At 67.9% G+C, this 19,218-nt stretch carries 17 protein-coding genes; 7 read left to right on the top strand and 10 right to left on the bottom strand.

The genetic code is table 11. The features are described 5' to 3' along the window. Positions 1-50 precede the first annotated feature (50 nt). From EKM57_RS13655 to EKM57_RS13640, 4 genes are all read right to left on the bottom strand, one after another. Positions 51-632 (bottom strand): bifunctional 2-polyprenyl-6-hydroxyphenol methylase/3-demethylubiquinol 3-O-methyltransferase UbiG, encoded by a 582-nt coding sequence (locus EKM57_RS13655; protein ID WP_206185436.1) that lies wholly within the window; start codon positions 630-632, stop codon positions 51-53. Between the two features lie 107 nt (positions 633-739). Further along, entirely contained in the window at positions 740-1,666 is a 927-nt protein-coding gene (locus tag EKM57_RS13650; protein ID WP_129793060.1) for a dienelactone hydrolase, read from the bottom strand. Positions 1,667-1,686: 20 nt separating this feature from the next. Continuing rightward, positions 1,687-2,106 (bottom strand): EF-hand domain-containing protein, encoded by a 420-nt coding sequence (locus EKM57_RS13645; protein ID WP_129793059.1) that lies wholly within the window; start codon positions 2,104-2,106, stop codon positions 1,687-1,689. Between the two features lie 54 nt (positions 2,107-2,160). After that, positions 2,161-2,571: a hypothetical protein gene (locus EKM57_RS13640; protein ID WP_129793058.1), complete on the bottom strand. Its 411-nt coding sequence runs from the start codon at positions 2,569-2,571 to the stop codon at positions 2,161-2,163. Positions 2,572-2,731: 160 nt separating this feature from the next. Here EKM57_RS13640 and EKM57_RS13635 point away from each other — a divergent pair, with 160 nt between their 5' ends. Beyond that, positions 2,732-3,451, top strand: coding sequence for a response regulator (locus EKM57_RS13635; RefSeq protein ID WP_129793057.1), 720 nt, complete (start codon positions 2,732-2,734; stop codon positions 3,449-3,451). After that, complete coding sequence (locus EKM57_RS13630; protein ID WP_129793056.1) at positions 3,448-4,782, top strand: cell wall metabolism sensor histidine kinase WalK; 1,335 nt, start codon at positions 3,448-3,450, stop codon at positions 4,780-4,782. Before EKM57_RS13635 ends, EKM57_RS13630 begins: the two co-directional genes overlap by 4 nt. 6 nt (positions 4,783-4,788) lie before the next feature. Here the strand turns inward: EKM57_RS13630 and EKM57_RS13625 are convergent, their stop codons facing one another. Then, positions 4,789-5,070: a hypothetical protein gene (locus EKM57_RS13625; protein WP_129793055.1), complete on the bottom strand. Its 282-nt coding sequence runs from the start codon at positions 5,068-5,070 to the stop codon at positions 4,789-4,791. A gap of 160 nt (positions 5,071-5,230) precedes the next feature. Here EKM57_RS13625 and EKM57_RS13620 point away from each other — a divergent pair, with 160 nt between their 5' ends. Beyond that, the gene (locus tag EKM57_RS13620) at positions 5,231-5,386 is read left to right on the top strand and encodes a hypothetical protein (RefSeq protein WP_243451046.1); all 156 of its coding nucleotides are present in this window, start codon (positions 5,231-5,233) and stop codon (positions 5,384-5,386) included. A 247-nt stretch (positions 5,387-5,633) separates the two neighbouring features. After that, positions 5,634-6,833, top strand: a complete 1,200-nt coding sequence (locus EKM57_RS13615; protein WP_243451045.1) for an acyltransferase — start codon at positions 5,634-5,636, stop codon at positions 6,831-6,833. A 145-nt stretch (positions 6,834-6,978) separates the two neighbouring features. Here EKM57_RS13615 and EKM57_RS13610 read toward each other — a convergent pair whose 3' ends face one another. The 3 genes from EKM57_RS13610 to EKM57_RS13600 form a co-directional block, all read right to left on the bottom strand. Further along, positions 6,979-9,942 carry a TonB-dependent receptor domain-containing protein gene (locus EKM57_RS13610; protein WP_129793053.1) on the bottom strand — a complete coding sequence of 988 codons (2,964 nt, stop codon included), beginning with the start codon at positions 9,940-9,942 and terminating at the stop codon, positions 6,979-6,981. Between the two features lie 344 nt (positions 9,943-10,286). Continuing rightward, on the bottom strand, positions 10,287-11,084 hold the full coding sequence (locus EKM57_RS13605) for a LytTR family DNA-binding domain-containing protein (protein ID WP_129793052.1): 798 nt from the start codon (positions 11,082-11,084) through the stop codon (positions 10,287-10,289). Beyond that, positions 11,081-12,190: a sensor histidine kinase gene (locus tag EKM57_RS13600; protein WP_129793051.1), complete on the bottom strand. Its 1,110-nt coding sequence runs from the start codon at positions 12,188-12,190 to the stop codon at positions 11,081-11,083. Before EKM57_RS13600 ends, EKM57_RS13605 begins: the two co-directional genes overlap by 4 nt. 240 nt (positions 12,191-12,430) lie before the next feature. Here EKM57_RS13600 and EKM57_RS13595 point away from each other — a divergent pair, with 240 nt between their 5' ends. Next, the gene (locus EKM57_RS13595) at positions 12,431-13,423 is read left to right on the top strand and encodes a hypothetical protein (RefSeq protein ID WP_129793050.1); all 993 of its coding nucleotides are present in this window, start codon (positions 12,431-12,433) and stop codon (positions 13,421-13,423) included. Positions 13,424-13,541: 118 nt separating this feature from the next. Here EKM57_RS13595 and EKM57_RS13590 read toward each other — a convergent pair whose 3' ends face one another. Then, positions 13,542-14,186, bottom strand: a complete 645-nt coding sequence (locus EKM57_RS13590; RefSeq protein ID WP_129793049.1) for a response regulator transcription factor — start codon at positions 14,184-14,186, stop codon at positions 13,542-13,544. After that, entirely contained in the window at positions 14,183-16,222 is a 2,040-nt protein-coding gene (locus EKM57_RS13585) for a histidine kinase (protein WP_129793048.1), read from the bottom strand. Before EKM57_RS13585 ends, EKM57_RS13590 begins: the two co-directional genes overlap by 4 nt. A gap of 131 nt (positions 16,223-16,353) precedes the next feature. Between EKM57_RS13585 and EKM57_RS13580 the strand changes: the two genes are divergently transcribed. Next, positions 16,354-18,456, top strand: a complete 2,103-nt coding sequence (locus tag EKM57_RS13580; RefSeq protein WP_243451044.1) for a protein-disulfide reductase DsbD — start codon at positions 16,354-16,356, stop codon at positions 18,454-18,456. A 14-nt stretch (positions 18,457-18,470) separates the two neighbouring features. Then, positions 18,471-19,088: a thioredoxin family protein gene (locus EKM57_RS13575; protein WP_243451043.1), complete on the top strand. Its 618-nt coding sequence runs from the start codon at positions 18,471-18,473 to the stop codon at positions 19,086-19,088. Positions 19,089-19,218: the final 130 nt, after the last annotated feature.

Genomic DNA, 19,218 nt, shown 5'->3' with positions numbered 1-19,218 from the left:
CACAGGCGGGCGATGACATTTGCGGAGATCAGTCGGCCGAGCCTTGCCCTTCACCGAGACCGTCGTCGTGCATCGAAATAGTGGTTTTCGCCCTCGTCGACATAGCTGTCCCCGAGATCCATGCCCGCCGCGTCAAGCGCCTGGCAATAGGCTTCGCTGCCGAGCGAGAGCGACAGTCGGCCCGTCAGGATGTCGGTCCACTCGCAGGCCTCCAGCGGAGCGCTGAACAGGAAGCGTCCGCCGGGTTTCAGGGCGGAAGCGATGCGGCCGATAATCTTTCGCTGATTTGCGGCGGGCAGCAGAAACAGGAATCCTATCGTGACGGCGCCGTCGAACTCGCGGTGGAAAAAGGGGCTGTCCTCCGCCGCCTCGCAAGCCACCGTGGCTGTCGGAAGGCGGCGGCGGAACGCCGAAACCAGCCTGGGGGAAGCGTCGACGCCAAATAGCTCGAACCCTTCGCCGATGAGCGCTTCCGATATCGGTACGCCCGATCCACAGCCAACGTCCAAGACGGCGCCGCCCGGTGGCAGGCGGGCTGCCCAGCGTCGTACAATTTCGACACCGGCCGTTGAACGCACCGCCATGAACCTGTCGGCGACCGCATCCCATCCTGCAGAGCGGTCTTCCGTCAAGCCCGACTCCATCGATGAATTCGGATCGCGCGGTACATGAGCTTCGCGAGCGGAGCGAGACCCGCATTCCTGCCATAGTCGCTCATTCCGTAATCTGCTGTCGGTGGCTATCTCCGCTCGAAGCGATCTTCCGGGGCGAGCCGCTGCTCCAGGCGGTCCAGCCGGAGCCTGGCGGCAACATCGTCCGAGAGCGTCCAGCGCCAGAAGTCGGTGGTTGCCGCGACGACCAGCTCGGCCACATGCGGCCCCGGTTCCGGTCGCCCGTCTCCGCCGCCATTGAATGCCATATGATCCGCGCCCGAGAGGACGAGCAGATATTTTCCGCCAGGTGGCATGGCCCGGAAGGGGCGTTCGCGATCGGCCGGCGTGATCCCGGGCAGGAACGGGACGATATCCTCGGTGCCGGTGACCGAGAAGAACGGGATCCGCACGTCGGCGAAGGCGGCTTCGCTCGATCTGCGGAAAGGCGGGGAGGGGCTGAAGGCGACCGCCGCTCGAATGCGCGGTTCGACGGTGTCTCCGTTCGAGCCTCCTGCAAAGCGCTGGCCGGCCAGCGCCTGTGTCGTGTGGGCACCATAGCTATGGCCCGCCATTCCGATCCGCTCCGTGTCGATCCGGCGCAGGTCGCACGCCCCTTCCCGATCCTGCCGGCCGATGGCCGCGATGACGAAGCGCGCGTCACGCGTTCGCTCGACGAGTTGGGATGGTGACATGGCGTCGATCAAACCAAGGCGGCCGCCGCCGATGACGGAGCGGTCGCTGCCCGGATGCTGGAGATTGACGACCGCAAATCCCGCTTCGGCCCAGGCGTGGGACCAGGCTCGGCCGCTGTCGAGCGAGCCGCCCAGGCCATGACTGAACAGGATCAAGGGGACTTGCCCGTTCCCGCCGGGCATCCGGATCCTCACCGGTACGTCCCGGCCGCGGGCGGCATCGCTCCAGACGGCATCGCACATCGTCGGATCGGCGGCTGCCGGTGCGGCCCAGCCGACGAGCAGCGCCGAAACGATGAAAAGGTAAGCGGTCGATCTCACCTCTTGCGCACTGCCCTTCTTCAGCGCCGGGACGCCGCCGCGGCGCGGGCGGCGGCACGTTCAGACGCGTCGATCCGCCCGTCGCCATTGGCATCCGCGAGATCGAACAGGCGCATCGGTGCCCTTTCGAACTCGGCGCGGGTCAGTCGCCCGTCGTCATTGGCATCGCCCTGCGCGATCATCGCTTCCAGCCGCTGGAGCGCCTCCGGGCGGCGGCGGGCGATCCGGCCGAAATCGCTCCGGCTTAGCGCGCCGTCGCGGTTGCGGTCGAGGCGACTGAAGGTGGCGAGCCGCGCGGCGGCGAATTCTGCGCGCGTGACGACGCCGTCGCGGTTCGTGTCGGCCCTGTCGAGCATTGCCGGGCCATCCCGCTGGATCGCTGTTGCGGGCGCTGCGGCGAGGAAGAGGGCCAGAGGGAGAAGTGTCGATCTTCTTTTCATGGGTAACTGTCCTTGTCGGGTGGCCGCGCCGGGGGCACCGGCGCGGCGCTGATGTCATCGCGGCGGAAGGGTCACCGTTCCGCTTCGGGAGCGGCTGCCGCCGTTCGGGCCGGTGCGGGTTCGTGCATAGCTGTAGGATCCGTCGCCATTGTTCGTGATCGACGTGGAGCGGCCGAAGGCGCGGCCGTCGTTCAGCACATGGCTCGCGCCGCCGCTATAGCGTCCGTCGCCCCAGCTGGCGTGGCGGCTGCTCGCATGGCCGCGGCCGCCCGCGGTCTGCAGGCTGCGGCTGACGGCGACGCTTCCGGGCTCGCGCGCGACGCTGCGCGACCGTGTGTAGGAGCGGCCATGCGGGCCGTGGGCGGTCACATTATGTTGGCGCTGTCGGGCTTCGGCAGGCGGGGCGGTGAAGGCGGCGGACGCCAAAGCGAGGCCGACGGCGGCCGATGCGAATAGCTTGTTCATGATGCTCTCCATGCTTTCGGGCGGACGGGGGCTGTCCGCACGCCGAGGAGATAGAGCCGCATCGTATCGGGCGATTGGCTCGCATGTGAAGAAATGAAACGAATTGTAATCGTCCGGCCCCGAGCTTTCCTGCCGAAGCCGCCAAGGCCATGATAGCGCCATGACGGAGGAAACCTTCATCGCCGTTGTCGAGGACGATGCGGAGATCGGGACATTGATGACCCGGCTTCTGAAGCGCGAGGGATTTGCGGCCGAATGCGTCGGCAGCGGCAGTGAGCTCGATCGCCTGCGCGCCCGCAGGCGCATCGACCTGGTGGTCCTCGACCTCATGCTTCCCGGGGAGGACGGGCTTTCGATATGCCGGCGCCTCCGCTCGGAGGGCGATGTGCCGGTGCTGATGGTGACCGCCCGCTCGGACGATGTCGACCGGATCGTCGGACTGGAAATCGGGGCCGACGATTATCTCGGAAAGCCGTTCAACCCGCGCGAGCTGGTCGCCCGGGCACGCGCCATCCTCCGTCGGACCCGGCCTGCGCACCGGGTCGGCCGGGCGCCTCCCGACGAACGCTGGCGCTTCAGCGGATTCCTGATCGACGTCGGCGCTCGCGCGCTCCTCGCGCCGGGCGGAAGCGAGGTAGAGCTGACCGGCGGCGAGTTCGACCTTCTCCTGGCTCTGGCAAGGCATCCGCAGCGCGTGCTCGGTCGCGACCAGCTGCTAGACTGGACGCGTGGGCGGTCCAGCACGCCCTACGATCGAAGCATCGATGTCCTGATCGGGCGCCTGCGTCGAAAGTTGAGCAGTCACGCCGACGGCAGCAAGATCATCAAGACCGTTCGGGGCGGCGGCTATGTCCTGGCCATGCCGGTGGAACGCGCATGACCCTGACGCGGAACCTGTCGCTTCGGATCGCCTTCATCCTGCTGTCGGGCTTCGTGCTGCTCCAGCTCCTCATGGCGTCCGTGATGACGCTACCGCGAGGAGGGCGGGCGGAACGGCCGCTGAACATGCCGCACCCGGTGCAGGCCCGCACTCTCGTCGAGGCTGTCGAGCGCACGCCTTCCGCCGATCGTCTCGCGCTCGTCGAGGCGCTCAACTCGGGCCTGTTCACGCTCCGGCTCGAGGAGGCCTTTCCTATCCTCAAGGATCGCGGCGGCGCAGAGGTCGGTGCCCCCTATGTCCGGATGCTCGAGGGGCGGAGGGTCGAGATCGGGCTGGGCGGCCGGCTGCTGTCGAGGTTCGCGCCGCGATGGATGGGGCCAGGGCGGCTCACGGCGCCCAGCCGGTTGGCCGTGGGGCTGCGCGGCGGCGGAGCGCTGATCTTCGAAGGCGCGCCATCGCCGCCGATGCGCGCCTTTCTGCGGCAGCGGGCCATTGCAGGCATGCTGGGCGGACTGCTCGTGCTGATTGCGATCGCTCTTGCCGTCCGTCGCTCCACCCGGCCCCTGGCCCGGCTCGCCCGGCGCGTGCGGGCGATCGACACCGACGTTGCACAGCCCGATCTCCCCGTCGAAGGCCCTCGCGAGACCCGGGATCTGGCGCTGGCTTTCAATGAGATGAAGGGCCGGATCGCCGGACTTGTGGCCGAGCGGACCCGTATCCTCGCCGCCATCGCCCACGACATGCGTACCTATCTCACGCGCCTGCGGCTGCGGGCCGAATATATCGACGATCCCGAGCAGCGGCAGCGCGCCGAGGCCGATCTCGCCGAAATGTCCGACCTGCTCGATGACACCCTATTGTTCGCCAAGGGGGCGAGCGGGGCCGGGGAATCCCGTATCGCCGTCGACGTCGCAGCGGAGCTGAAGGCCCTCGTCGAAGTGCGACGCGAAATGGGCGATCTCGTGTCGCTCGACCTCGCCGCCGTCCATGCGCGCGTCATGGCTTCGCCAATGGCCTTGCGGCGCGCCTTCGACAACGTCATCGACAACGGCCTGCGCTATGCCGGCGAGGTCGCCGTGGGAGTCGAATCGCAGGGGTCCGAGCTGGTCGTCTCCTTTGCCGATTCCGGGCCTGGCGTGAGCGAGGAGATGCTGGACCGGCTGGCCGAGCCATTCCGGCGCGGCGAGCCGTCACGCGCCCGCACGACCGGCGGAGCCGGGCTCGGTCTCGCCATCGTCGAGGCCCTGATCACCGGCCAAGGCGCGCGCCTCGCCTTCGCGAACCGCCCGGAGGGCGGCTTCGTCGTGACCATGCGCTTTCCCCGCGCCTGAGCCGCGTCACGCCAGGCCGAGCATCCAGCGGGCGAGATCGACCGGGACGACGGCGGCGTCGGGTGCGTTGCGGTTGAGCTCGGCCCTGTGCGCCATGATCCAGCGCAGGCAGTCGGCGCGCGTGTCGAAGACCGGAAAATCCGACCGGGCCGGCCGCAGGCGCCTGCCGTCGATGAGGAAGCGGGCGCCGCGCCGGCAGCCCGGCATACCCGTCCAGTCGCGCCTGGGCGCCACCACCGCCGGCACCCAGTGGGGCCGTGTCGGATCGAGGTCCGGATCCTCTCCCATTCCGCTCGAGCTTTCCTTCTCGGCGTCTTTGGCGTCATTCTATTGGTCCGGCTCGCAGGGTGCAAGCTCCACCGATCAAGCTCGGGGGAGGGAACGCCTGGCGCCCGGAGCAGTTCTGGTCGGGATGGAACACGATCGGACATATGACGAACCGAGCGAGGTGAGCGCCGAAGAAGGCGAGGTCGTGGTCGACGGGCCGGATGGAGTCGCCGTGAGCCTCACGCCCGACGCGGCCGCCGAAACCTCGCAGCGTCTCCTCATCGGAGCCGCCAAGGCGCAGGGGCAAAAACTCGAAGCCAGGAAGAGGAAGCGCTAGCTAGGTCGTCCGCCGCGCCCCGTCGGAACGGCACGTGGCGAGGCGGATGGTGCCGGCGCGGCGCACGTCGCCTGGGACGTCGCGGCGGCCGGAGGCCGGCTCCCACCGTTCACGCCTCGCCATCTTGCTGTCCCAATCGGGTACGTTGATTTCGCGGCACTTGCGCCCGCACGGGAGGCATGAACTTGGCTGCCGAAAGCCGGACGAGGTGTCATGCGGTGGCACCGGCGGCGAAAGGCTAGTCGGAATGGCGCGCTCCTCCACACCCATTGCAAGACATTACGGGCTCGACTGGCTTCGCATCGCCGCTTTCCTGCTGCTCATCTTCTATCATGCCGGGATGGTCTTCGCGCCGGGGGAGTGGCTGGTGAAGGCGTCCCGCACGATCGAAGCCGCCGAGTGGCCGATGCTGCTGGTGCAGCCCTGGCGGATGCCCCTGCTGTTCCTCGTCTCCGGCTTCGCGTCGCACGCGCTGCTGAGCCGCAGCCGCGGCACCGGCGAATATGTGCGGAGCCGGAGCCGGCGGCTGCTGCTCCCGCTCGCCTTCGGAATGCTCGCGATCGTGCCGCCGCAGACCTGGGTCGGGCTGGCCCTGAACCATGGCTATTCCCATGGCCTCCTCCATTTCTGGACGGTCGACTGGCTCGGCTTTCGTGCGGTCGAGGGCGTCTGGCTGCCGAGCCAGGAGCATCTGTGGTTCGTCGCCTATCTGTGGACCTACACCATGGTGCTGGTCGCGGCGGTGCTGGTCGTGCCTGAGGGCGTCAAGGCGAAAGGCCGGGCGCTCGTGGCCCGCCTTGCCTCGAACCACCGCCTGCTCTGGCTTCCCCTCGTGCCTCTGCTTCCCTTGCGCCTGGTGCTGCTCTTCACCGTGCCCGAAACGCACGGCCTGCTGCACGACTGGGTGAGCGACCTCACCTATCTCCCGGCCTTTTTGTTCGGCTTCGTGCTTGCCGGGACGCCGGCGCTATGGCCGGCCATTCTCCGCATGCGGTGGCCGGCCCTCGCCGTCGCTGCGACCGCCTATGCCGTCCTGATTGCGGTCGAGGTCCGTTTTCCCGATGCGCGGACGCACGCTGCCCAGGCGCTGCATCGCGACGCGCTGCTCGTCATGGGCTGGAGCGCGATCCTCGTCCTGCTGGGGGTGGCGCATCAATGGTTCAATCGCGATCACCCGATGCGGGCGAAGCTGACCGAGGCGGTCTTTCCTTTCTATCTCGTCCATCAGACGATCATCGTTCTGGTGGCATGGTGGCTGCACGATTCCGGATTGAGCCCGACGGCTTTCTTCGCCGTCCTCGTCGCGGCGACGTTCGCGGGCTGCGCGCTCTTCTACGAAGGCGGCCGCCGGATCGGCCCGCTGCGTCCGCTGATCGGGCTGGCGCCCGCCGTCCGCCGGCCCGGAACGCTGCCGGCCGGATTCGAGGCTGCCCGGGAAGCCTCCTGATCCCGCGCGGCAGGACCGTCGGTCCTCACCACGGAAAAAAGTGGGACGGCATCTTCATGCCGCCCCGGAGTCATTCGGATGCCCCGACGATGCTAGGGGAGATCGTCGGGGCATCCGAACCTGGAAGTCCGTCGTCCCGCAAGCGTCAGAAGCGCAGGTTTGCCGAGACGAAGAAGTCCCGCCCGATCACGTCATAGGTTCCGGGATAGGTGTTGGACTGGGACTGGTTCGCGCCGACAATCGGCGGCTCCCGGTCGAACAGATTATTGACGCCGAGATTCAGCGTCAGCTCGTCGCTGACGTCGAAGGCGAAGGAGAGGTCGAACAGGTCGTAGGTACCGATCCGTTCGACGACGTAGGTCGCGGTGTCATTGTCGTCCCGCACCGCGCCGGTATGCCGCCATCTGAAACTTGCGGTAACCGGGCCGTCGATGAAGGACATGCGGGTGGACCATCTCCAGCGCGGGATCGGCTCCCCGACGATCAGCCCGAACCGACCGGCGCCCGGATTGACGACGTCGAGCCCTGCCACGGGGATGAAGTCCGCCTTGCGGGTCCAGGTGCCGAGTAGCGCCATGCTCACGCGGGAGGTGCCCTGGCCGACAAGGCTGAAGTCCAACGGGACGCTATAGTCGACCTGCAGGTCGACTCCGCTCGTCTCGAGGCCGCCGAGATTGTCGTTGGTTGCGTCGACCACGAACGGCCCGCCCTCGATCACGCCCGTGAGCGGATTGCGCGTGATCGAGCGGCAGAAGATGCTGCTCACGTCCTGCACGACATTGTAGCAGAAATTGAGGACGTTGTTCACGCCGTTCGCGCGCGCTGCGATGGCGTTGACGACCTTGATGTCGAAATAGTCGATGGTGATGTTGAGCCGTGGGATGAAGCTGGGCCTTATCACCGCGCCCACGGTCCAGGTATCGGAAACCTCCTCCTCCAGATCGGGATTGCCGCTGAAACGCCCCTGGATCTGGGCGTTCGGCTGAAGCCCCGACTGCCCGACCGCGGATTCCGGCACGCCCGTCGCGATGCACAGGGCGCGGATGGTCGGGTCGGTGGCCGCCGAAGCGAGGGCGCATGGATCGGTCGCGGCCGGAAAGCCTATTCCGGCTCCACCGAACAGATCGAGGATGTTCGGTGCACGAACGGCGCGTTGATATTGTGCGCGCAGGGCGATGTCGCGGATGGGGGCGATTTCCACGCCGCCGGCATAGGTCCAGACTCCGCCCACGGCGGCGAGCGAGTAATCAGAGTAGCGGGCGGCGCCGTTGAGATCGATCCCGTAGATGAAGCCGTCGCGGACGATCGGCACGCGAAGCTCCGCAAACGCTTCCTTCACGTTGTACGCGCCGGCGGTCGGCAGCCCCGCATTGAATCCGACGACGTCCCCGGAGGACAAAGCGGTGTCGGGGATGAACTGCGCGCTGATGCTGCGCCACTCCAGGCCGGCCGCGAAGGCGACCGGTTCGCTCGCCGAGGCGAAGGTGAAGAGTGGACCCGAAACGCTGGCCTGCGCCACCTGGAGCTGTGATATGGTGGTGTTCTGCGTCAGAATGGAAATCTGGTCGACGCACGCCGCGCTGAGCTGGTTGGCTCCGAAAATGTTGCAGGTGCCGTCCGCGACCAGCCGGTTGAAGGCGCTGCGGGAGATGTTCCCGCCCTGGATGTTCGAGTTCCGGTTGCGCGCAAACAAGTAGTACACATCGTATGAGAGAGAATCGGTCAGGTCTCCCCGAAGGCCGGCCAGGGTTCGCCACGACCCCTGTTCGAAGCTGGTATTGCGCGAGCCGACCTGCATGACGCGCTGGTTCACGTTCAGCCGCACAAATCCGGCCGGCAGGGGTACCCCAGCCTGAGCCGTGGTGCCGATCGTGAAGTTGTTGAACGGCAGCGGACTGCCGGCCGCCAGGGCCGCCGCATTTGCGGCCTGCTGCCGGGCAGCAATCGTCTGGAGCTGCGTGAAGTCGGCAGGCGATACATGCTGCTCGACGGCCGCCAGATTGATGTCGACATTTCCCGCGATCGGGGTTGCGGCGAGTTCGTTCTGGACCCGGTTGTTCGCGTAAGTCGCCTCGATATAGGCGTTGATGCCCTCGGCCAGCTCGAACTCGGCGAAGCCGCCGAGCACCCACCGTTCCTGCGGCACCATCAGGAAGTTCTCGGGTGCGTAATTGTGGCTCTCGGCGTTGGTATAGGGGCGGCTGATGCCCGCGGTCCCGAAGAAGGCGCCGCCGGGATTGCCTGGCAGCGGCCCGGCATAATTGGTGCCGTTCGCTATCGGCAGGGTGACACCGTTCACGACGATGCTGCCCGGGGCGACGAGCCGGCCCTGCGGCACCGAAGAGGAACCCAGCGGGATCAGGCCCGTGTCGTCGGCATTGTCACCCAGCGCAAAGATCGAGAAGCGCCGGTCCGAAGCCATGATCTGACCCCGGTTGAAATATTCCAGATAGGCCGTGACGTTGCCGCGGCCGTCGGCGAACGGTGCCCCAATCGCCGCATAGGCGTTGTAGCGTGCGCCGTCGCCGCGGCCGGTGATGCTGTATTGCGCGCCGGCAATCAGGCCGTCGAGATCGGTGCGGAGGCGGAAGTTCACGACGCCGGCGAGTGCGTCCGAGCCGTAGACCGCCGAAGCCCCGCCCGTGACGACGTCGACGCTGTCGATAAGGAAGCTGGGTATGGTGTTGAGGTCGACCTGCTGGTTGGGCGCGAAGAACACCCAGCGCCGGCCGTTGACCAGAACGAGGGTCCGCTGCGCGCCCAGCCCGCGAAGGTCGACCGTGGCCACGCCGCCGCCGGGGTTGTTCGAGAAGGCTGTCACGCCGGGAACGACTTGCGGCAGCGTATTGATGACCTGCTCGACGTTCACGGCGCCGGACAGGCGGAACTCCTCATCCTGGACGACGGCCAGGGGACTGCTCGAGGTGAGGTCGCGCCGGGCGATGCGTGAGCCTGTGACGATGATCGCCTCTCCGTCGCGGGCCGTGTCGGCAGTGCCAGTCCCGGCGGGCAGCTCGCCGGTTTCGTCCTGCGCCAAGGCGGGTTGCGCGGTGCCTAGAATGGCGGCGGAGCAAAGCAGCGCGCCGAGCAATTTCCTGGTTGCAGTCATTCAGTCTCTCCCTGTTGGATTCATGGATTCGCGTAGGAAGAGCACACCCGGCCGGTGCCGGCGCAGGCGCCAGCGGAGCCCGGCTCGGGGCCTGCGAAGCCGCCGAAGACGGCACAGCCGATGTTCGTGCCGCGTCGCATGCACGTTCCCCCTCTTCCAGACGGGAGAGAGAGGGTGCGGGTGGCCGGCCGCCATCGCCATCGCGCTGTGGGCGAAGGGCCGTTTGCTGCGGGCGAGCGGCCCGTCTTTGGCGTGAACGTCGCGGCGCCCGGCGCAAACGTCGCGGGGCGGAGCCTTGTGTCGCCGGACGTTTCGGTGGCCGGGCGTCTCGCCCGTCGGCCGTCCTAAGCCGGAGTCGAGCCGATCACCGCCTTGAGCTGGCGGGCATAAACCCGACCGGTGGGGATCCTCTGGCCGCTCTGGAGCTCGACCTCGAGCCGGCCGATCGGGAGGCGATGGACCGCGCGAATGGCCGACTTGCGGACCAGGGCGGCGCGGTGGACGCGGACGAACTGGCGGTCCGCGTCGATCTTGGGCGCCAGAGCGCGAAGCGACGAGCGCATCAGATAGGATTTGTCGCCGACATGGAGGCGGACATAATCGTCCTCCGCCTTCACCCATTCGATTTCGTCGGAGAAGATTCGGACATAGCCGCCGACGTTGCCGCGGATCCACAGCTCTGCCCGCGTGACAGCCGCCTTCCCGTCGCGAAGCTCGCGGCGCAGCTCGTCCACCACCAGGCGCAACTCGGCGAGCTGGTTGGCCGCGTCGACCGACTCGAGCCGGTCGCGAGCGCGGCCGATCGCCTCGCCGAGTCGCTGCGACGACACCGGCTTCAGTACATAATCGACCGCCTTCGTTTCGAAGGCCCGGACGGCGAAATGATCGAAGGCCGTGACGAAGACGATCGCCGGAGGCGCCTCGCCGTTCAGCCGATCGACCACGTCGAAGCCGCTCCCGTCGCGCATGCTGATGTCGAGCAGGACGACGTCCGGGCGCAGGGAATGGATGCTGTCAAGCGCCTCGCGACAGCTGGCGGCGGCACCGACATGGGCGACATCCGGAATGCGGCGCAGCGCCTGCTCGAGGCGAAGCAAAGCGAGCGGTTCGTCATCGACGGTGAGGATCCGGAGCACGGTCATGACGCCCCGCTGAGCGGAAGCTCGACGATCGCGGCGAAGCCGCCGCCTACCATCGGCGCCGCCCGCAACGACTGCCGTTCGCCGAAACGGTTGTGCAGGCGCTCGCGGACGTTGGCGAGGCCGAGCCCGGTTCCCTTCGCGGACGCGCTCCGGGTGATCTGGCCGTGATTTTCGACGGCGATCTCCAGCGAGCCATCCTTGCGGCGGGCTCGAATGACGATTCGGACGGGAGGCTGCGACCGGGCGACACCGTGCTTTACCGCATTCTCCACCAGAGGTTGGAGCAGCAAGGCCGGGACGGTCGCCGCGTCGAGTCCGGTTTCAAGGTCGATCTCCACGTCGAGGTCATCGTAGCGGGCGCGCTCAATCTCCAGATATTCCATCTGCAGCCCGATTTCCTCTCTGAGCGTGATCTCGGCAGAGGGGTCGACCGCCAGCATCTTGCGGAAATAGGTCGCCAGCAGGTCGATCATCCGATCGGCGCTTTCGATGCGGCGGTCGTTGATCAAGGCGGAAATCGAGTTGAGGCTGTTGAACAGGAAGTGGGGATTGACCTGATTGTGGAGGGCGCGCTGCTTGGCCTTCTCGGCGAGCGCCTTGAACTGCGCGGTGCGCAGCCGCTCGTCCTGAACGTCGAAATGATATTCAAGGACCGTGCACAAGGCCGCCCAAGCGATGAAGAACCAGCTCCACGTCGCTACCGTCGTGATCGCATTGGCCAGATTGATATCCGGATGGAACGAACCGCCGCTGATCAGGGCAAAGCCGAAGAAGCTGAGCCAGGCATAAACTTCGGCTGCCACCGCCGCGGCGGCGATGAGCACCACGGCGCGTACGCGCAGCGTCCGATGGGCGAGCCGGTGAAGGATCGCTAATATGGCGAGGCTCAGCAGATATCCGAGGCCCGCCAGCAGCAGCCGCATTCCCGCCATTTCGTACAGCAGGGGATGGCCTTCCAGCCAGTTGGCGAAGGTGAAGATGGCGACGTTCGAGCCCCAGAAGGCCGCCGTCAACCACAGGACGGCGCGCGTGCGTTCGCTCGTCGTGCGCGCCGGCGGCTCACCGTCTTCGAGGACGGCGGCCGGATCGAGGGGCTGGTGCAGCACAGTGCCAAGTCTGGCATCGGCGGCGGCGCGCGACAAGGACAGGATGCGGAACCGCGGCGACGTTCAGCCGCACAAAGCCGACGTTGGACCGCAACGAGGCGTATCTTCGTCGGACCGACCGGCGCGTTCGTCGACCCGAAAGGCCCTTGTCGAAGCCGCGGCGGCGCCGGTCGATCAGCCGCCGGGAGCGCGACGCGAGCCGCTAGCTAGAGCGGGATTCAGCTATCGAGAGGTGCGCCGATGCATTCGTCCCGCAAGTTCCCTGTCCGCCGCTTTTTCTGCGTGGTGGTTTCGTCCGCGGCGCTCGTGGCGAGTGCGGCGGTCGCCGCACCGACGCGCGGGCTTTCCGACCTGCCGGGGCGGGTCACTCCGAGTTCGGTCGAAATTCGCAATGCCCGGGTCCCGCGCGGCCAGGCCGCCGCCATGGCCGAGGCGATCGATGGGATTCTCGCCCGCCTGCTCGAAACGCCGGCGCTGCGAAGCCCGCGCGGATTCGCCATCAACCGCGGCGTGATCATCTCGGCCCCGGCGGCCGACGAGCCGGCATCGGCGCCGGTGCGCGCAGAAGCGATGCTGCTGCTCAGGGAAGTGAATCCGGCCGAAGGCAGCCGGGCCGACGCCGCGGGGGCCTATTCCGGCATCGGCGAAGGCCCGGCGATCCGCATCACCGTCAACGATGCCGGGGCCTTGTTCCCCAATGCGGGCGAAGGCATTGATGGACGCGAGCCCTTCTACGAGCTGACGAACAATCCCGGGCAGAGGGACGGCTTTGCCGTGCTGCGCTTCCGTTCCCGCGACCATGTGGTGATCACTCGCCCCGGCCTTCTGCCCTATCGACTCGTCACGAAGCAGGAGGTGCTCGAGCGGGAGGTCGAGGAATATCGTCGCGCGGTGGCCGACCTGGCCGGCAACGCCGCCCCGCCGCTGTTGGCGACGTTGACCGAGCGCGAGGCGGAGCTCGCCGCCTTGCCGGACCCGGAGCGGTCGGCGCCGGCGTGCCAGAACGGCAGTCGGCGGGGCGGAAGCTTCGTCCCCTGCACCGAGCGCGGCGCGCACCATGTGGTCGCGCTCAACCCAGCCTATTTCGACCGCAGCCGTCCCAGGACCGCCCTCCAGCTTGTCACCATTTCGGCGCCCAGTGCAGGCGGCGTCGGCCACGCCTTGCTCGAGCCGGTCGCGCGTTCCGCCGTCGAGGCGCTCGACCTGGCAGCGATCCAGCGCCTGCTGAACTGAGCCGCGCCCCGAGGCGGCCGTCGGGTCGGGGCACGCGCGCCGTGGCGCGATCCAACCGGAGGCCGATCGGGGCTTGGGGTGGCCATAAGTTGCCACCCTTAAAGGCGTGTTCCAACGCCTAGCCCAAATGCCCCTGCTGCAAGGCCTTGAGCGCTGCCCGAGTTCTGTCGCGGGCATCGAGCTTCAGCAGGAGGTTGGAAACGTGGTTCTTCACGGTCCCCTCCGCCAGCGCCAGCAGATCGGCGATCTCCCTGTTGCTGTAGCCGGCGCAGATCAGGTGCAGCACCTCCTTCTCGCGAGCGGTGAGCACCTCGGCGACGTAGGTGTCGGACGAAACCGAAGGGCTGCGGCGGAGCGCCGCCATCAGGCTCTCGGTCATGGCGGGCTGGAAGGCCGTCTTGTCGTCGGCCAGGGCGCGTATCGCCTGCGCCAAATCCTCCAGCGAGACATCCTTGAGCATCAGGCCCTTGGCGCCTGCCTTGATCGCCGCGATCGCGGCGTCGCCGTCCTCGAACGTCGTCAAAACCAGTGTGGGCGGCAGCGCGTCCGCCTTGCGCAGACCCTCCAGAACGGCGATGCCGTCGAGCCGGGGCATGCGGATATCGAGGAGGAGCACGTCGGGCCCGAGCTCCGGAACCTTTTCCAGCGCCTCCTCGCCGTCGCTCGCCTCTCCCACCACCTCCATGTCGGGCACCAGCTCGAGCAAGCCGCGCACGCCCTGGCGGACCAGCGTCTGGTCGTCGACGATGAAGACCCGGATCATACGGCTTGCGGCGCAGCCGAAGGCAGCCAGGCCTCGACGGTGAAGCCGAAGCCGGCTCCCGTCCGCACCGCCAGCCTGCCGCCGAGAGACTCCACCCGCTCGCGCATGCCGAGAAGCCCCGACCCGGGAGGGGAGGCGGCGGGACGCGCGCTGCCGTCGTTGCGCGCGACAAGACGCACGCCTTCGCCATTCGAAGTCACCTGAAGCCACAGGTTGGCGGCCTGTGCGTGCCTGACGGCGTTGGTCACGGCTTCCTGCGCACAACGCATGAGGGCGTGCGCCTGGTCGGGGCTGACCCGCACGTCGGGAGAGACGTCGACATGAATGGCCGGAACAGGCACGCGTTTCGCAAGCGCCTCCAGCGCATCCTTCAGGTCGCAGCGTTCGGCCTCCCGCAGAGTGGCGACGACGTCGCGCACCTTGGCGAGGAGGGCGCCGGCCAGGCCTTTCGCCTGCCTCACATGATCGTTCGCCCGGCCGGGCTCGGCCACGTGGCTTGCGATCTCGAGCTGCAGCCCGAGCGCGGTCAGCTCGTGGCCCCAGGCATCGTGCAGCTCGCGCGAGATGCGCAGGCGCTCCGCGTTGCGCACCGTGTTGGCGATGATGGCTTGCGCCGACTGCAGCTCTGCGTTGGTCCGAGCCAGGGCTCGCGCCGTTTCAGCCCCCATTCGCAGCGCCTGTGCCGTGAATACGAAGCATAGCTGCAGCGCGAAAGACTTGCCGAGGACCCAGCAAAAATCGGGTTTCGGAGCCAGGGCAAGCGTGCCGACGATCGCCAGCGTCTGGAAGGCGACCCAAGCCAGCGCCTTGAGCGGCGTTGTCGCCATCGCGACCTGCCAGGCGATGATGATCAGGAACACCGACATCATGGCCCATGGAACGACGAGCGCCATCGCCACGACCGCGGCAAGCTGGACGCACAGCAAGGTCCAGCGAAGGCCGGTCCGCAACTTCAGGACCATCGCGGCGGCGACGGCCCCTCCGAAGAGCGCGAAGGCGACGAGCCAGAGCGCCGGCACGGCAGAACCACGCAGCGCCGTGCCGGTGGTAAACGTCTGCAGGACCGGCCAGCCCAGAGCCAGGCAAACAGCCAGCGCCGCGCAGCAAAAGAACCAGTAATGCTGGCTTCCGTGGCCTGCCATGAGGGAAAAACTGCCATGGCGCATGCCAGGCCGCGCGTCGGGAGACACGTCCACATCAATGGCTGGCACATGAATGGCCGGGGCACGCACGCCGTGCGCAAGCGCCCATGGCCCATCCCTCGAATCACCGCGTTCAGCCTCCCGCAGAGTGGCGACGGCGTCGCGCACCTTGGCAAGGAGGGCGCCGGCGAGGCCTTTCGCCTTGCTCACATGATCGTTCGCCCGGCCGGGCTCGGCCACGTGGCTTGCGATCTCGAGCTGCAGCCCGAGCGCGGTCAGCTCGTGGCCCCAGGCATCGTGCAGCTCGCGCGAGATACGCAGGCGCTCCGCTTCGCGCACCGTGTTGGCGATGATGGCTTGCGCGGATCGCAACTCTGCGTTCGCCCGGGCCAGGGTTCGCGCCGTTGCCGCCTCCACGCGCAGCGCGCGCGCCGTGAAAACGAAGCAAAGCTGCAGCACGAAGGCCAGGCCGACGACGTAGGACAGACCGGCATTCGAGGCGAGCGCAAGCGTGCCGATGATCGCCAGCGTCTGAAATGCGACCCAAGCCAGAGCCTTGGCCGGCGTGGTCGCCATCGCCACCTGCCAGGCGATGATGCAGAGGAAGATCGAGAGCGGTGATCTTGGAGCGATGACCGTCATCGCCAGGACCGCAGAAAGCTGGGCGCACAGCAAGGTCCATCGAAGGCTCGTTCGCGGATTCAGGACCATGGCGGCGACGACGGCCGCTCCGAAAAGCGTGAAGGGGACAAGCCAGACCGCCGGCACGGCCGAGCCCCGCAGGGCCGTGCCGGTCACCAACGCCTGAAGGCTCGGCCAACCCAAAGCCAGCCAGACAGCCAGCGCGGCGATGCAGGAAATCCAACGGTGCGAACGTCTGAGCTGGCCTGCCATACGGAGATTTTTGCCACGGATTCAGAGCCCTGACCATAGGCCGAAAGTCACGGTTCCGGAGCGGGACGTCCGGCACTTATCCGGATTGGAGGGGAGGGGCACACAGGACGGACCAGATTGGAGGAGCAGACATGCCTCGGTTTGTCAGTGTTGCCGTGCGGGGATACGGGTGCTGGGTCGCGACATGGCTGACGGCCATGCTGCTCGGCGCTGCCGCGCACGCGCAGCTTCCGCAGCCGGGCACGAACGCGATCGCCGCCAGCCTCATTCCGGAATCCGCCGTCGTCGTCCCTGGAGAAACCGTGACGCTCGCGCTGATGATGCGGCCCTCGCAGGGCTGGCACGGCTATTGGAAGAATCCCGGCGACAGCGGCATGGAGACGCAGATCGCCTGGCAGCTTCCTGCCGGCCTCCAAGCCGGACCGATCCAGTATCCGGTGCCCGGGCGGCTGATCGTCGCCGGGCTGATGAACTATGTCTACGAGGGCGATTACGCGCAGCTCATCGAAGTGAGCGTGCCCGCGGACCTGGCGCCCGGCACCAGGCTGCCGGTCCGCGCACGGGTCGATTATCTCGCCTGCACCGACGAGATCTGCGTGCCGGAAACCGCGAACGTCGCCGTCGATCTGGAGACGGGCTCGGCACCGGCTGCACAGGCGAACCGAGCGATGTTCGACCGCTTCCGCCTGGCGCTGCCGAGGCCGCTCGGAAGCGAGGCGCGGTTCGAGCGGGCCGGAGGCCGCTTCCGGCTGGCCATCCCGCTTCCAACCGGGCTGGAGCTTGGCGAACCCTATTTCTATCCGCTGACCGACGGCGCGCTTTCCTATGCGGCGGCGCAGACCTTCTCCCGCGCCGGCGACACGCTGATCCTCGAGACGGAGGCGCCTCCGAACGGCGGCAGCCTAGACGTCGTCGAAGGCGTGCTGAAGCTGGGCGACGGCAACGGCCTGTCGCTGAGGGCGGTGCCGGGCATCGTTCCCGCCGCCGGAACTTCCGCGGAGTCGGAGGGCGCGCAGACGGCGCCGGGCGCGTCCGCCGTGCTGGCCGCCTTGATGGGTGCCGTCCTCGGGGGACTGCTGCTCAACATCATGCCTTGCGTCTTCCCGATCCTGAGCCTGAAGGCGCTGAGCCTTGCGAAAGCGGGTGGCGACGAAGGCGGCGCGAAGCGAGAAGCGATCGCCTACACGGCGGGGGCCGTGCTGATCTGCCTTGGGCTCGGGGCCGCCTTGCTCGGCCTTCGGGCGGCCGGAGTCGCGGCCGGCTGGGCGTTTCAGCTCCAGGACCCGCGGGTCATCCTGGCGCTGCTCCTGCTCATCACGGCCGTCGCGCTGAATCTGGCAGGCTTGTTCCAGCTTCCCGCCCTGGCCGCAGGCGGCCGCCTTGCCGAGCGGCGCGGGCTAGGCGGCGCATTCTGGACCGGCGCGCTCGCCGCGTTCGTGGCGACGCCTTGCACCGGACCCTTCATGGGCGCCGCTCTCGGGGCAGCCCTCGTGCTTTCCACGCCCGTCGCGCTCGCCATTTTCGCAGGCCTGGGCCTGGGTCTCGCCTTGCCGTTCCTGCTCCTCGGCTTCGTGCCCGCGCTCCGGCGCCTTCTGCCGAAGCCGGGCTCGTGGATGGAGCGGTTCCGGCGGCTCATGTCGGTGCCGATGTTCCTCACGGCGCTCGCCCTCGCCTGGATCCTCGGCCGCCAGGCGGGCGTGGACGGGATGGCGCTCGGGCTTGCCGCGGCGATGGTGCTCGCCCTCGCCTTGTGGTGGGTCGGGAGCAGGCAGTGGCGCGGGGGGCAGGGGAGCCGGGGTCCCTGGGTACCGCTCGCGCCAGCCGCCCTTGCCGCCGTCGCGGCCATGGTCCTCGTTCCGAGCGTCGCTGCAGAGCCGGCGACGGCCGCCTCCCGGAATGAGCTCGATGCCGAGCCGTTCACCGAGGCACGCCTTGCCGCCCTTCGACAGGAGGGGCGGCGCGTCTTCGTCTATTTCACCGCCGACTGGTGCGTCACCTGCAAGGTCAACGAGAAGGGCTCGCTCGAGCGCGAGCAGGTCGCGCAGGCTTTCGCCGCCAGGCAGGTGGCGGTGCTGGTGGGCGACTGGACCCGGGGTGACGCGGAGATCGGCCGCTTCCTGGAGAGGCACGGCCGCTCGGGCGTGCCCCTCTACCTTTATTTCGAGCCGGGCAAGCCGGTCGAAATCCTGCCGCAGGTTCTGACCCCCTCGCGGCTCGTGTCGATGGTCAGCTGAAAAGGAACGCCAAGATGATGAAGATGCTATCCGCTTTCACGGCTTTCGCCGCTCTCGCCGTCATTGCCGCGCCCGCCTCGGCGGCCGCGGTGGTGGGCCAGCCCGCGCCCAGCTTCACGCTGGCCGACACGAACGGCAGGTCCGTCAGCCTTTCCGACTTCCGAGGCAAGACGGTGGTGCTCGAATGGCACAATCCCGGCTGTCCGTTCGTGCGGAAGCATTATGACAGCCGCAACATGCAAAGGGCGCAGACGGCTGCGGCGAGGGACGGTGTCGTCTGGCTGACCATCAATTCCGGCGCGCCCGGCAAGCAGGGCCACATGAGCGGCGCCGAAGCCAACGCCCTTCTCGCCAGGGCGGGCGCTCGCCCGGCCGCCTATCTGCTCGATCCACGCGGCGATGTGGGCAGAGCCTATGAAGCGAGGACCACACCGCACATGTATATCGTCAACAGGGCGGGCACCCTCGTCTACGCCGGGGGCATCGACGACAGGCCGACCGCCAATCCGGCCGATATCGACGGCGCCCGCAATCATGTGTTGGCGGCGCTCTCGGAACTCAAGGCCGGAAGGGCCGTCTCCGTGTCGACGAGCCGTCCCTATGGCTGCGCGGTCAAATATGCGGACAGCTGAGGCCCGCGGCGCTTCGACATTCGATGCCCGGCCGGCGACGGGGGAGCGTCGCCGCGCGGCGGCCCGGCGCCTCTAGCGAGGCAAAGCCCGGCTGCCGAGCAGCGAGGGCGAAGTCCGGTGAAGGGGCAAG

Source organism: Sphingosinicella sp. CPCC 101087, from assembly GCF_004151485.1.
In the GTDB taxonomy this organism is placed as follows: domain Bacteria; phylum Pseudomonadota; class Alphaproteobacteria; order Sphingomonadales; family Sphingomonadaceae; genus Allosphingosinicella.
This window is presented reverse-complemented; position numbering and strand designations above follow the sequence as displayed.